The organism is Pseudomonas helleri (assembly GCF_001043025.1).
GTDB lineage: Bacteria > Pseudomonadota > Gammaproteobacteria > Pseudomonadales > Pseudomonadaceae > Aquipseudomonas > Aquipseudomonas helleri.
In genome coordinates this window covers 111,983-124,996 of sequence record NZ_JYLD01000002.1, presented here as the reverse complement: position 1 = coordinate 124,996, position 13,014 = coordinate 111,983, and the positions used below count along the sequence as shown (strand labels likewise).

General features: G+C 57.8%; 14 protein-coding genes. 13 read left to right on the top strand and 1 reads right to left on the bottom strand.

All coding sequences use genetic code 11. From position 1 onward, the window contains the following. The first annotated feature begins 11 nt into the window (after positions 1–11). The 5 genes from tgt to TU84_RS03230 all read left to right on the top strand — a co-directional run bounded on the left by tgt (position 12) and on the right by TU84_RS03230 (position 5,019). Entirely contained in the window at positions 12–1,127 is a 1,116-nt protein-coding gene (gene tgt, locus TU84_RS03250) for a tRNA guanosine(34) transglycosylase Tgt (RefSeq protein ID WP_082148614.1), read from the top strand. 42 nt (positions 1,128–1,169) lie between these two features. Next, on the top strand, positions 1,170–1,508 hold the full coding sequence (gene yajC / locus TU84_RS03245) for a preprotein translocase subunit YajC (protein WP_048367104.1): 339 nt from the start codon (positions 1,170–1,172) through the stop codon (positions 1,506–1,508). A gap of 66 nt (positions 1,509–1,574) precedes the next feature. Next, a complete protein-coding gene (secD, locus tag TU84_RS03240) occupies positions 1,575–3,443 on the top strand; it encodes a protein translocase subunit SecD (RefSeq protein WP_048367103.1) in 1,869 nt (622 codons plus the stop codon). A gap of 9 nt (positions 3,444–3,452) precedes the next feature. Further along, positions 3,453–4,367, top strand: a complete 915-nt coding sequence (secF, locus tag TU84_RS03235) for a protein translocase subunit SecF (protein ID WP_048367102.1) — start codon at positions 3,453–3,455, stop codon at positions 4,365–4,367. 124 nt (positions 4,368–4,491) lie between these two features. Then, on the top strand, positions 4,492–5,019 hold the full coding sequence (locus tag TU84_RS03230) for a glycine zipper 2TM domain-containing protein (protein ID WP_048367100.1): 528 nt from the start codon (positions 4,492–4,494) through the stop codon (positions 5,017–5,019). A 151-nt stretch (positions 5,020–5,170) separates the two neighbouring features. Here TU84_RS03230 and suhB read toward each other — a convergent pair whose 3' ends face one another. Then, entirely contained in the window at positions 5,171–5,986 is an 816-nt protein-coding gene (gene suhB / locus TU84_RS03225) for a type III secretion system regulator SuhB (RefSeq protein ID WP_047273836.1), read from the bottom strand. Positions 5,987–6,129: 143 nt separating this feature from the next. Between suhB and trmJ the strand changes: the two genes are divergently transcribed. The 8 genes from trmJ (at position 6,130) to hscA (ending at position 13,014) form a co-directional block, all read left to right on the top strand. Further along, positions 6,130–6,900, top strand: coding sequence for a tRNA (cytosine(32)/uridine(32)-2'-O)-methyltransferase TrmJ (gene trmJ, locus TU84_RS03220; RefSeq protein ID WP_048367099.1), 771 nt, complete (start codon positions 6,130–6,132; stop codon positions 6,898–6,900). Positions 6,901–6,902: 2 nt separating this feature from the next. Then, positions 6,903–7,679 (top strand): serine O-acetyltransferase, encoded by a 777-nt coding sequence (gene cysE / locus TU84_RS03215; protein ID WP_048367097.1) that lies wholly within the window; start codon positions 6,903–6,905, stop codon positions 7,677–7,679. A gap of 264 nt (positions 7,680–7,943) precedes the next feature. Beyond that, positions 7,944–8,435: a Fe-S cluster assembly transcriptional regulator IscR gene (gene iscR / locus TU84_RS03210; RefSeq protein ID WP_047273839.1), complete on the top strand. Its 492-nt coding sequence runs from the start codon at positions 7,944–7,946 to the stop codon at positions 8,433–8,435. Positions 8,436–8,484: 49 nt separating this feature from the next. Continuing rightward, on the top strand, positions 8,485–9,699 hold the full coding sequence (locus tag TU84_RS03205; RefSeq protein WP_048367095.1) for an IscS subfamily cysteine desulfurase: 1,215 nt from the start codon (positions 8,485–8,487) through the stop codon (positions 9,697–9,699). Between the two features lie 94 nt (positions 9,700–9,793). Continuing rightward, a complete protein-coding gene (gene iscU, locus TU84_RS03200; protein WP_003443374.1) occupies positions 9,794–10,180 on the top strand; it encodes a Fe-S cluster assembly scaffold IscU in 387 nt (128 codons plus the stop codon). 66 nt (positions 10,181–10,246) lie between these two features. Next, positions 10,247–10,570, top strand: a complete 324-nt coding sequence (iscA, locus tag TU84_RS03195) for an iron-sulfur cluster assembly protein IscA (protein ID WP_048367093.1) — start codon at positions 10,247–10,249, stop codon at positions 10,568–10,570. Between the two features lie 8 nt (positions 10,571–10,578). Then, positions 10,579–11,100, top strand: coding sequence for a co-chaperone HscB (hscB, locus tag TU84_RS03190; protein WP_048367092.1), 522 nt, complete (start codon positions 10,579–10,581; stop codon positions 11,098–11,100). A 51-nt stretch (positions 11,101–11,151) separates the two neighbouring features. Next, positions 11,152–13,014, top strand: coding sequence for a Fe-S protein assembly chaperone HscA (gene hscA / locus TU84_RS03185; RefSeq protein ID WP_048367091.1), 1,863 nt, complete (start codon positions 11,152–11,154; stop codon positions 13,012–13,014).

The window sequence follows — 13,014 nt, the reverse complement described above, 5'->3', positions numbered from 1 at the left end:
GCAACTGTCGTATGTCCTTCGAGCTGCTGGCCACTGATGGCAAAGCTCGTCGTGGTCGCCTGACCTTCCCCCGTGGTGTGGTTGAAACCCCGGCTTTCATGCCTGTGGGCACCTATGGCACGGTCAAGGGCATGCTGCCGCGTGATATTGAAGCCATCGGCGCGCAGATGATTCTGGGTAACACCTTCCACCTGTGGCTGCGCCCGGGCACTGAGGTGATCAAAAAGCACGGCGACTTGCACGATTTCATGAAGTGGCAAGGGCCGATCCTGACTGACTCCGGTGGTTTCCAGGTGTTCAGCCTGGGCGCCATGCGCAAGATCAAAGAAGAGGGCGTGACCTTTGCGTCCCCGGTTGACGGCGCCAAGGTGTTCATGGGGCCGGAAGAGTCGATGCAGGTTCAGCGTGACCTGGGCTCTGACGTAGTGATGATTTTCGACGAATGCACCCCGTACCCCGCCGATGAAGACGTGGCTCGTGTGTCCATGGAGCTGTCGCTACGTTGGGCGCAGCGCTCGAAAATCGCCCATGGCGACAACACCGCAGCTTTGTTCGGCATCGTTCAGGGCGGCATGCATCAGAACCTGCGTGAGCGTTCGCTCGAAGGCCTGAACAAAATCGGCTTTGACGGCCTGGCCATCGGCGGTCTGTCGGTGGGCGAGCCCAAGCACGAAATGATCAAGGTGCTGGATTACCTGCCCGCAATGATGCCTGCTGACAAACCTCGTTACCTTATGGGGGTTGGCAAGCCAGAAGATCTGGTGGAGGGTGTGCGCCGCGGTGTGGACATGTTCGATTGCGTGATGCCAACCCGCAATGCCCGCAATGGGCATCTGTTTATCGACACGGGTGTTTTGAAGATCCGCAATGCGTTCCATCGCCATGATGATTCGCCGCTGGATCCGACCTGCGATTGCTATACCTGCCAGAACTTCTCTCGCGCTTATCTGCATCATCTGGACAAGTGCGGCGAAATGCTGGGTAGCATGCTCAATACCATCCACAATTTGCGGCACTATCAGGTGCTGATGGCTGGTTTGCGCGAGGCTATTCAACAGGGTACATTGGCCACCTTTGTCGATGCCTTCTATGCCAAGCGCGGGCTTCCTGTGCCGCCTTTGGACTAAGTTTCGTACCTCTAAGAACCAACATTGCAACTGGAGTGCTTAATGAGCTTTTTCATCTCTTCCGCTTTCGCGGACGGTGCAGCACCTGCCGCTGCTGCCCCAATGGGCGGCGGCTTTGAATGGATTTTCCTGGTCGGCTTCCTGGTCATCTTCTATCTGATGATCTGGCGTCCACAAGCCAAGCGCGCCAAAGAGCAGAAGGCCCTGTTGGGTAACCTGCAAAAAGGTGATGAGATTGTGACCACTGGCGGTATCGCCGGCAAAATCACTAAAGTTTCCGACGCTTTTGTTGTCATCGAAGTGTCTGACACTGTAGAGCTGAAAATTCAGAAGGGCTCGGTTGCAGCCACGCTGCCTAAAGGCACGCTGAAAGCGATCTAAGTTTCAACTTTTAACAATCGACGGGGCGCGCAAGGCGCCCCGCGTTTTAAGCGGGCGGCGTGATTGATGCTGAACAAATACCCTCTGTGGAAATACATACTGATCCTGGCAGTGCTGGCGATCGGTTTTATTTATTCCGCTCCCAATCTGTACCCGGATGACCCGGCCATTCAGGTGTCGGGTGCGAGCACGGCATTGCAGGTGACTGAAGCTGATCTGGACCGCGCAAGCAAGGCGCTGACCGACGACGGTATCGTTGTCAAAGGTGCTTCCCTGGCTCAGAACGGCAAAACCGGTTTGCTGCGTCTGGCCAAGAAAGACGACCAGTTGCCAGCCAAGGATGTTGTGCGTAAAGCGTTGGGTGACGACTTCGTCGTTGCGCTCAACCTGGCGCAGACAACGCCTCAGTGGCTGCGTAGCCTGGGTGCTCACCCAATGAAATTGGGTCTGGACTTGTCGGGTGGTGTGCACTTCTTGCTGGAAGTGGACATGGACAAAGCCGTTGATGCGCGCATGAAAGTGTACGAAGGCGATGTCAAAAGCCTGCTGCGTAAAGAGAAAGTGCGTTACCGCAGCCTGCCGCAACTCAACGGTGCCATTCAGCTGGGTTTCAGCGATGAAGCAACCCGTGAGCAAGCGCGCGGCCTGATCCGCAAAAACTTCAATGACTTCGACGTAACGGCAGCGGACCTCAATGGCCAGCCGGTTCTGCGTCTGGCGATGACCCCGGCCAAGCTGGCGGAAATCCGTGAATACTCCATCAAGCAAAACCTGACAACCGTCCGTAACCGGGTTAACGAGTTGGGTGTTGCCGAGCCTCTGGTTCAGCGTCAGGGTGCCAACCGCATCGTGGTTGAACTGCCGGGCGTACAAGACACCGCCGAAGCCAAGCGTATTCTGGGCAAGACGGCCAACCTTGAGTTCCGTCTGGCCGCTGAGCCGGGCGCATCGAAAGCCACTTCCGAGACTTTCGAATTCCGCGAGGGCAATCGTCCTGCCGCCCAGATCGAGCGCAGCTTGATCATCACGGGTGACCAGGTGACTGACGCTCAGGCGGGCTTTGACGAGCACGGCCGTCCACAGGTGAACATCAAGCTTGATGGTCATGGTGGCGAGCTGATGAGCCGTTCGACGCGCAGCAACGTCGGTCGCAGCATGGCGGTTATCTTCATCGAGCAACGCCCGGTGACGACGTACACCAAGCAAGTGGTTGACGGTGTTGAGAAGGACGTACCGGTTCAATCGTTCAAAGAAGACAAAAAGATCATCAGCCTGGCGACCATTCAGTCGCCGCTGGGCAGTCAGTTCCGGATCACCGGTCTGAATGGTCAGGGTGAGGCGTCGGAACTTGCACTGCTGTTGCGTGCCGGTGGTCTGGCTGCACCGATGTACTTCGCTGAAGAACGCACCATTGGCCCGAGCCTGGGTGCGGACAACATCGCCAAAGGTGTTGATGCTTCGCTGTGGGGCATGCTGTTTGTGTCGATCTTCATCATCGCCATCTACCGTTTCTTCGGTGTGATCGCGACGGTGGCATTGGCGGGCAACATGGTCTTGCTGCTGGCCCTGATGTCGATTCTGGGTGCAACCCTGACCCTGCCGGGTATTGCCGGTATCGTTCTGACTATGGGTATGGCGGTCGACGCCAACGTACTGATCTTCTCGCGTATTCGTGAAGAACTGGCCACAGGCATGACACCGCAGCGGGCGATCAATGAGGGCTTCAATCGTGCATTCACGGCGATTGTCGACTCCAACCTGACAACCCTGTTGGTCGGCGGGATTCTGTTCGCCATGGGTACCGGGCCGGTTAAAGGCTTTGCGGTCACCATGTCGCTCGGTATCTTCACCTCTATGTTCACGGCCATTATGGTGACCCGAGCATTGGTCAACCTGATCTACGGCGGTCGGGACTTCAAGAAGTTGTGGATTTAAGGGGCTGCCATGTTACGTACTATCAACTTCATGGGCGTGCGCAACGTTGCGTTCGGCGTCACTGTGCTGCTTACCGTGCTGGCGCTGTTCAGCATGTTCCACAAGGGCATGAACTACGGTCTGGACTTCACCGGCGGTACGCTCATCGAGCTGACCTACGAGAAGCCGGCTGATCTGACCAAGGTGCGTGATGAGCTGGCTACGGCCGGCTTCCACGACGCCGTGGTACAGAGCTTTGGTGCGACAACCGACCTGCTGGTGCGGATGCCGGGCGATGACCCGCTGCTGGGCAACAAGGTAGCGGCGGCGCTGGGCGAGGCCGACTCGGCCAACCCTGCGGTCATCAAGCGCGTTGAGTTCGTCGGCCCGCAGGTCGGTGAAGAGCTGCGCGACCAGGGCGGCCTCGGCATGCTGATGGCGCTGGGCGGCATCATGCTGTACCTGGCCTTCCGCTTTCAGTGGAAGTTCGCGGTCGGTGCAATCGTTTCTCTGGTGCACGACGTGATCGTGACCATGGGCGTGCTGTCGTTCTTCCAGATCACCTTCGACCTGACGGTGCTGGCGGCGGTGCTGGCGATTATTGGTTACTCGCTCAACGACACCATCGTGGTATTCGACCGGGTTCGTGAGAACTTCCGGGTGCTGCGCAAGGCGACGCTGGTTGAGAACATCAACATTTCGACCACGCAAACCCTGCTGCGTACCGTGGCGACCTCGGTGTCGACCTTGCTGGCCATTGCCGCTCTGTTGATCTTTGGTGGCGACAACCTGTGGGGCTTCTCGATTGCCCTGTTCGTGGGTGTGATGGCGGGTACTTACTCGTCGATCTACATCGCCAACGTAGTGTTGATCTGGCTCAAGCTCAGCGCCGAGGATTTGATTCCTCCAGCGGCGAGCGAGAAGGAAATCGACGACCGTCCATAACGTTCTGTTAATCCCGGTGGTCACCTAAAAGGCGCGAGTATTGAACTCGCGCCTTTTTTTATGCTCCAAGGCTGGGAGTGATGGATGTGGGAATATTCCCACGTGTGATGGTCTGGAGGTTCACGTGAACAAGTCTTTGCTGGTAGGTGCGGTGTTGGGGGCTGTCGGTGTCACTGCCGGTGGCGCTTTTGCCACTTACAGCTTGGTTAAAGGCCCTGAGTCTGCTCAGGTGTTGGCTGTTCAGCCGGTCTCGCAGCAAATTAAAACCCCGCGTGAGGTGTGTAAAGACGTGACTGTCACACGCCGTGCGCCGGTCAAGGATGAGCACCAAATCGTCGGCAGTGTGATTGGTGCGGTGGCGGGTGGCCTGTTGGGTAATCAGGTCGGCGGCGGCAGCGGCAAGAAAATTGCCACTGTGGCGGGTGCCTTGGGCGGTGGTTACGCCGGTAACCGGGTGCAGGAAGGAATGCAGGAGCGTGACACGTACACCACGACGCAGACGCGCTGTAACACCGTCAACGACATCAGTGAAAAGGTGGTCGGTTATGACGTGCGATACACGCTCAATGGCAAGGAAGGCAAAGTGCGTATGGATCACGAGCCGGGCAATGAAATTGCCGTGGATAAGCAGGGCAACTTGATTCTGAATTGATGCGCTGAAAACTGTAGGAGCGAGCTTGCCTCGCGATCTTTTGATCGTTTAACAGATCGCGAGGCAATCGAGCGTCGACCGGCCCCTCCTACAGTTAAAGCAGACCAAAAAAAGCACCTCGAAAGGTGCTTTTTTTGTGCGCGAGGTTCGCTTAGCGTTTCAGCGAAGCCGGCAGGTGTGGCTGGATTGCAGTCAGCACAGCTTTGAAGCACTTGGTGTTGCCGGCAACGATGTGGCCTTTTTCAAGGAAATCGTGGCTGCCGGTGAAGTCGCTGACGAGGCCGCCAGCTTCCTGGATCAGCAGTGCGCCTGCTGCCATGTCCCACTCGGACAGGCCCGACTCCCAGAACGCGTCAAAACGACCAGCGGCCACGTAGGCCAGGTCCAGGCTGGCAGCGCCTGCGCGGCGGATGCCTGCAGTTTGGCCGACCAGGCTGCGGAACATGCCCAGGTAGTTGTCCAGGTTGTCCATTTGGTTGTCGCGGAACGGGAAGCCGGTACCCAGCAGGGCGCCTTCAAGGCTGGTGCGACCGCTTACGCGCAGACGGCGACCGTTCAGTTGGGCGCCACGGCCACGGCTGGCAGTGAATTCTTCTTGGCGAACCGGGTCGAGAACAACGGCGTGCTCAAGGCGGCCACGGTATTTGCAGGCGATGCTGACAGCGAAATGAGGAACGCCGCGCAGGAAGTTGGTGGTGCCATCCAGTGGGTCGATGATCCAGAGGTAGTCTGCACCTTCGCCGCTGCCTGCGTGCAGGCCGGTTTCTTCACCGAGGATGCCGTGCGTCGGGTAAGCCTTGCGCAAGGCGTCGATGATTTTCTGTTCAGCAGCACGATCGACTTCAGAGACGTAATCCTTGGCGTCTTTTTCGTCAACCTTGATGGTATCCAGGCGCTCGATGGAGCGGAAAATCAATTCACTGGCGCTGCGGGCGGCGCGCAGCGCGATATTCAGCATGGGCTGCATGGACGTTTCACCTAGGTCGTTAAAGAAAGCCGGACATTCTAACAGAAAATTTTGGCAGATGAAGGTTTGCGTTTGCTTACGTAGCTTAAGGTGATGGGCTTAGGTAAGATTTGCTCCCTTTTACCGGTCTGTGAGCGCTCCCATTGCTGTCTAATATTCGTGTCGTTCTGGTCAATACCAGCCATCCCGGCAACATCGGCGGTGCTGCGCGAGCCATGAAAAACATGGGGTTGTCGCGTTTGGTGCTGGTCGAGCCAAGGGTCTTTCCGCATCACGAGGCCGATGCCCGGGCGTCCGGCGCGGGCGATATTCTTGAAAATGCGCAAGTCGTCGCCTCGCTGGAAGATGCGCTGGTGGGCTGCAATCTGGTGTTGGGCACCAGTGCTCGTGACCGCCGTATCCCTTGGCCGCTGCTGGATCCACGCGAATGTGGGCAAAAAGTCGTCGAAGAGGCGGGGCAGGGCGCTGAAATCGCGTTGGTGTTCGGTCGTGAGGACTCCGGCCTGACCAACGAAGAGCTGCAGCGTTGTCATTACCATGTGCACATCCCGTCCGACCCTGAGTTCAGCTCCCTGAACCTGGGTGCAGCGGTGCAGGTGTTGAGCTACGAGATCCGCATGGCCTGGCTGGCCGCGCAAGGTCAGCCGAGCAAGATTGAAAAAGAAGAAGTCGCCTCCACTAAAAGCACGGAGCTGGCGACCATGGATGAGCTGGAGCGCTTTTACGAGCACCTGGAGCAGACGTTGGTGGCTATCGAATTTCTCGACCCGGAAAAACCGCGTCATCTGATGGCGCGCCTGCGCAGACTGTACGGGCGCAGCTCGGTCAGTCGTGCAGAGATGAACATTTTGCGTGGCATTCTCACCGAAACCCAAAAAGCGGCCCGTGGCGAGCTGCTAAAGCGCAAGGATTAATGATGTTCGAGCGTCTGCGTGAAGATATTCAAAGCGTTTTCCATCGTGACCCGGCGGCGCGCAATGCTTTCGAAGTGTTGACGTGCTACCCGGGCATGCATGCGATCTGGATCCATCGCCTCTCGGGCATGTTGTGGGGCGCGGGCTGGAAGTGGCTTGCGCGCCTGGTGTCGAACTTTGGCCGCTGGCTGACCGGGATTGAAATTCATCCGGGTGCCAAGGTTGGTCGTCGTTTCTTTATCGACCACGGCATGGGCATTGTGATCGGTGAGACCGCTGAAATCGGTGATGACGTGACCTTGTACCAGGGCGTAACCCTGGGCGGCACCAGTTGGAACAAAGGCAAGCGCCACCCGACACTGGAAAGCGGTGTCGTGGTAGGCGCGGGCGCCAAGGTACTGGGCCCGTTTACCGTCGGTGCGGGGGCTAAAGTAGGCTCCAATGCGGTGGTGACCAAGGCGGTGCCTGCGGGCGCGACCGTGGTCGGCATTCCGGGTCGGATCATCGTCAAAAGTGATGATGAGGCCGAGGCGAAGCGCAAAGCCATGGCCGAGAAAATCGGTTTTGATGCCTATGGCGTAAGCGAAGACATGCCAGACCCTGTGGCGCGCGCCATTGCCCAGTTGCTGGACCACTTGCAGGCGGTTGACGGCAAGCTGGACGGCATGTGCGGGGCCTTGAAAGACTTGGGCAGCCCTTATTGCGCCAAAGAACTGCCAGAACTGCGCGAAGAAGACTTCGCCTGCGTCCAGGGCAAGGACGAAAGCAAAGCGCTGTAATTGGCCGGTGGGAGCGGGCTTGCTCGCGATAGCCTTTACGCGGTTTGCCTGAAGTGCTGCGTCGAAGCCATCGCGGGCAAGCCCGCTCCCACATTGATTGTGTGTGGCCGTTGGATCTGCTTCATGTGCCATTACGCCGCAGACCCTGCTACAATGCCGCCGCTCTTTGCGGGTAATCCCGACTAAAGTACTAGGTCTAATAGTTGACTTAAACAGTCGGGAATAGCATACTCGCCTCCATTCCGAATTCCGTGGTACCTGTCCATGAGACTGACTACAAAAGGCCGCTACGCCGTAACTGCAATGCTCGATTTAGCGTTGCACGCACAGCACGGGCCGGTGTCCCTGGCTGATATTTCCGAGCGCCAGGGCATCTCTCTTTCCTACCTTGAGCAACTGTTCGCCAAATTGCGCCGCAGCAGCCTGGTCTCCAGCGTTCGTGGCCCTGGCGGCGGCTATCAGCTGTCGCGCGATATGCAAGGTATTCAGGTTGCCCAGGTGATTGATGCAGTGAACGAATCGGTCGACGCCACGCGCTGCCAGGGCCTTGGCGATTGCCATGCCGGCGACACGTGCCTGACCCACCACCTGTGGTGCGATTTGAGCCTGCAAATCCACGAATTTCTCAGTGGTATCAGCTTGGCTGATCTTGTTACTCGCCGTGAGGTACAAGAAGTAGCCCAGCGTCAGGATCAGCGCCGCTGTAATGGCAAAGCGCCGCACCTGGATAAGATCGAAGCGTCCGCCGTCGAGTGATTGCATAAAAACGACGGTGCGCCAGCCAGCCTGATTTAGGAGATAGTCCATGAAATTGCCGATTTACCTTGATTACTCAGCCACCACCCCGGTTGATCCGCGCGTTGCTCAAAAAATGAGCGACTGCCTGCTGGTTGACGGGAACTTCGGTAACCCGGCTTCGCGCTCTCACGTCTTTGGCTGGAAAGCTGAAGAAGCGGTAGAAAACGCTCGCCGTCAGGTTGCTGATCTGGTTAACGCAGACCCGCGTGAAATTGTCTGGACCTCCGGTGCGACCGAAGCGAACAACCTGGCAATCAAAGGTGCAGCACACTTCTATGCCTCCAAGGGCAAGCACCTGATCACCGACAAAATTGAACACAAAGCCGTTCTCGACACCATGCGTCAGCTGGAGCGTGAAGGCTTTGAAGTGACTTACATCGAGCCAGGTGAAGATGGTCTGGTCACCCCGGCCATGGTTGAAGCCGCACTGCGTGAAGACACCATTCTGGTGTCGATCATGCACGTCAACAACGAAATCGGCACCATCAACGACATCGCAGCCATTGGCGAGCTGACTCGCTCGCGCGGCGTGTTGTTCCATGTGGACGCTGCCCAGTCGACCGGCAAGGTTGAAATCGACCTGGCCAAGCTGAAAGTGGACCTGATGTCCTTCTCGGCTCACAAAACCTACGGCCCTAAAGGCATCGGCGCACTGTACGTAAGCCGCAAGCCTCGCGTGCGTATCGAAGCTGCCATGCACGGCGGCGGTCACGAGCGCGGCATGCGTTCGGGCACCTTGGCCACCCACCAGATCGTGGGCATGGGTGAAGCGTTCCAGATCGCCAAAGAAGAAATGGCCGCCGAAAACGTCCGTATCAAAGCCTTGAGCGACCGTTTCTTCAAGCAGGTTGAACACCTTGAAGAGCTGTACGTTAACGGCAGCATGACCGCCCGCGTACCGCACAACCTGAACCTGAGCTTCAACTACGTTGAAGGCGAGTCGCTGATCATGGCGCTCAAGGATCTGGCGGTATCGTCCGGTTCGGCGTGCACCTCTGCTTCCCTTGAGCCGTCCTATGTATTGCGTGCCCTGGGCCGCAACGACGAACTGGCACACAGCTCGATCCGTTTCACCTTCGGTCGTTTCACCACTGAAGAAGAAATCGACTACGCCGCGCAGAAGGTTTGCGAGGCTGTTACCAAGCTGCGCGCCCTGTCGCCGCTGTGGGACATGTACAAAGACGGCATCGACATTTCGAAAATCGAATGGGCGGCGCACTAATAACTTAAGTCGCCGCAAGCAGACGCTGCAGAGCGCAGCGAATAGCAGTTTTACAGCGTCTGAAGAGCGACTCTGATGAGTGAGGATTAGTACCATGGCTTACAGCGAAAAGGTCATTGACCACTACGAAAACCCGCGCAACGTCGGCAAGATGGACGCGGAAGACCCAGATGTCGGTACCGGCATGGTGGGTGCACCGGCCTGCGGCGACGTTATGCGTCTGCAGATCAAGGTGAACGAGCAGGGCATCATTGAAGATGCCAAGTTCAAGACCTATGGTTGCGGTTCGGCAATTGCTTCCAGCTCCCTGGCAACCGAGTGGATGAAGGGCAAAACTCTGGATGAAGCAGAGACCATCAAGAACACTCAGCTGGCTGAAGAACTGGCCTTGCCACCTGTAAAAATTCACTGCTCGGTACTCGCTGAAGACGCCATCAAGGCCGCCGTTCGCGACTACAAGCAGAAGAAAGGTTTGATCTGACCCGAATGGCCTGTGCCTGAAAGGGCAAGGGCCGGTGATGATACTGGCGAGAGGTAAGGAGTCACGATGGCTATCAGCATGACAGAGGCGGCGGCCAAGCATATTCGCCGCTCCCTTGATGGGCGCGGCAAAGGTGAGGGGATTCGTCTGGGTGTTCGCACCACGGGCTGTTCCGGTCTTGCCTATGTGCTGGAGTTTGTCGATGAAGTGGGCGCAGACGATCAAGTCTTCGAAACCCATGGCGAAAAAGTGATCATTGATCCTAAAAGCCTGACCTACCTTGACGGCACCGAGCTGGATTTCGTCAAGGAAGGCCTCAACGAAGGCTTCAAGTTCAATAACCCCAACGTGCGCGGCGAATGTGGCTGCGGCGAGAGCTTCAACATCTGAGGCCAGTCGTGGGTACTCCTTGTCATTTTGCTTTGTTTGAACTGCAGCCGAGCTTCAATCTGGACCTCGATCAGTTGGCCACGCGTTACCGTGAGTTGGCGCGTGGTGTGCACCCGGACCGCTTTGCTGATGCTTCCGAGCGTGAGCAGCGACTGGCGCTGGAGCAATCCGCCAGCCTCAATGAGGCGTATCAGACACTCAAAAGCCCCTCTAAACGTGCGCGTTACTTGCTCGCGATGAGTGGTGGCGACATGCCCCTTGAAGTCACGGTGCATGACCCCGAGTTTCTGATGCAGCAGATGCAATGGCGCGAAGAGCTTGAAGACCTTCAAGACGATGCCGATGTAGCGGGTGTTGCCGCATTCAAGCGTCGTCTTAAAGCCGCTCAGAACCAATTGAACGAAAGCTTCGCTGCCTGTTGGGATGATGCTGCACAGCGTGAACAGGCTGAACGCCTGATGCGCCGCATGCAGTTCCTCGACAAGCTCACCTACGAAGTGCGCCAGTTAGAAGAGCGCCTCGACGATTAACCCAGTGCCGCCACGGTTGCACGCCTGATATACAGATAAGTCCTGATCACAATGGCCCTACTGCAGATCGCCGAACCCGGCCAAAGTCCTCAACCGCACCAGCGTCGCCTGGCTGTGGGTATCGACTTGGGTACTACCAATTCGCTGGTCGCTGCATTGCGCAGTGGTCTTTCCGAGCCGCTGGCTGATGCCGAAGGTCGAATCATCCTGCCTTCTGCGGTGCGTTATCACGCAGACCGCGTCGAGGTAGGTGAATCCGCACGCCTGGCGGCCTCCAGTGACCCTTACAACACCGTGTTGTCAGTCAAGCGTTTGATGGGTCGTGGTCTGTCCGACGTCAAGCAATTGGGCGAGCAGCTGCCTTACCGCTTTGTCGGCGGTGAGTCGCACATGCCGTTCATTGACACCGTACAAGGCCCGAAAAGCCCGGTAGAGGTGTCTGCGGATATCTTGAAGGTGTTGCGCGAGCGTGCTGAAAAGACCTTGGGCGGTGAATTGGTCGGGGCGGTGATTACCGTTCCTGCCTATTTTGACGATGCTCAACGTCAGGCCACCAAAGATGCTGCGCGTCTGGCCGGGCTGAATGTGTTGCGCCTGCTCAACGAGCCGACGGCTGCGGCAGTGGCTTACGGTCTGGACCAGCAGGCAGAGGGCGTTGTTGCGATCTATGACCTGGGTGGCGGTACGTTCGATATCTCGATCCTGCGTTTGACCGGTGGTGTTTTTGAAGTCTTGGCCACGGGGGGCGACAGCGCCCTGGGCGGCGACGACTTTGACCACGCCATTGCGAGCTGGATCGTCGAGCAGGCCGGTTTGTCGGCGGACCTTGATCCGGGGGCTCAGCGCCAGTTGTTGCAAATGGCCTGTGCGGCCAAAGAGGCGCTGACCGATGCGTCCTCGGTGCCTGTCAGCTATGGCGATTGGCAGGCAGTGCTGACCCGTGATGCCTTCAATGCGCTGATCGAGCCGATGGTTGCGCGCAGCCTCAAAGCCTGCCGCCGTGCCGTGCGTGACGCCAATATTGAGCTTGAAGATGTTCAGGCGGTGGTGATGGTCGGGGGTTCGACCCGCGTGCCGCGTGTTCGCGAGGCTGTGGCTGAGATGTTTGGTCGTGAGCCGCTGACGGACATCGATCCGGACCAAGTGGTTGCCATTGGTGCTGCGATTCAGGCAGATACCCTGGCGGGCAACAAACGCGATGGTGGCGAGTTGCTGCTGCTTGACGTGATTCCCTTGTCGCTGGGTCTGGAGACCATGGGCGGCCTGATGGAAAAAGTCATTCCGCGTAACACCACGATCCCGGTGGCCCGCGCGCAAGACTTCACTACCTACAAAGATGGCCAGACGGCCATGATGGTGCATGTGCTGCAAGGCGAGCGCGAGCTGATCAGCGATTGCCGCTCACTGGCGCGCTTTGAACTGCGCGGTATTCCGCCGATGGTGGCGGGTGCTGCGAAAATCCGCGTGACCTTCCAGGTCGACGCTGATGGCTTGCTCAGTGTCTCGGCCCGTGAATTGGGCTCGGGTGTTGAGGCCAGCATTCAGGTCAAGCCGTCGTACGGGCTGACCGATGGCGAAATCGCCAAAATGCTCAAAGATTCGTTCCAGTACGCCGGTGACGACAAGGTCGCCCGTGTCCTGCGCGAGCAGCAAGTCGATGCCCGGCGCCTGATCGAAGCCGTGCAAGCTGCCCTTGAGGTCGACGGCGAGCGTTTGCTGGATGCCGAAGAACGCATGGTCATCGAACTGCAAATGCAGGAATTATCCGAATTATTAGAAGGCACCGATGGCTATGCTATCGAGCAACAGACCAAGCGTCTGTCGCAAGTGACCGATGCTTTTGCTGCCCGCCGTATGGATTTGACCGTCAAAGCCGCTCTGGCGGGGCGCAACCTGAATGAGATTGAGGAATAA

Coding starts and splice junctions, on each gene's coding strand:
- iscR (WP_047273839.1), top strand. CDS start 7,944: ATGAGACTGACTACAAAAGGCCGCTACGCCGTAACTGCAATGCTCGAT.
- yajC (WP_048367104.1), top strand. CDS start 1,170: ATGAGCTTTTTCATCTCTTCCGCTTTCGCGGACGGTGCAGCACCTGCC.
- secD (WP_048367103.1), top strand. CDS start 1,575: ATGCTGAACAAATACCCTCTGTGGAAATACATACTGATCCTGGCAGTG.
- iscU (WP_003443374.1), top strand. CDS start 9,794: ATGGCTTACAGCGAAAAGGTCATTGACCACTACGAAAACCCGCGCAAC.
- hscA (WP_048367091.1), top strand. CDS start 11,152: ATGGCCCTACTGCAGATCGCCGAACCCGGCCAAAGTCCTCAACCGCAC.
- iscA (WP_048367093.1), top strand. CDS start 10,247: ATGGCTATCAGCATGACAGAGGCGGCGGCCAAGCATATTCGCCGCTCC.
- TU84_RS03205 (WP_048367095.1), top strand. CDS start 8,485: ATGAAATTGCCGATTTACCTTGATTACTCAGCCACCACCCCGGTTGAT.
- suhB (WP_047273836.1), bottom strand. CDS start 5,986: ATGCAGCCCATGCTGAATATCGCGCTGCGCGCCGCCCGCAGCGCCAGT.
- cysE (WP_048367097.1), top strand. CDS start 6,903: ATGTTCGAGCGTCTGCGTGAAGATATTCAAAGCGTTTTCCATCGTGAC.
- tgt (WP_082148614.1), top strand. CDS start 12: ATGTCCTTCGAGCTGCTGGCCACTGATGGCAAAGCTCGTCGTGGTCGC.
- secF (WP_048367102.1), top strand. CDS start 3,453: ATGTTACGTACTATCAACTTCATGGGCGTGCGCAACGTTGCGTTCGGC.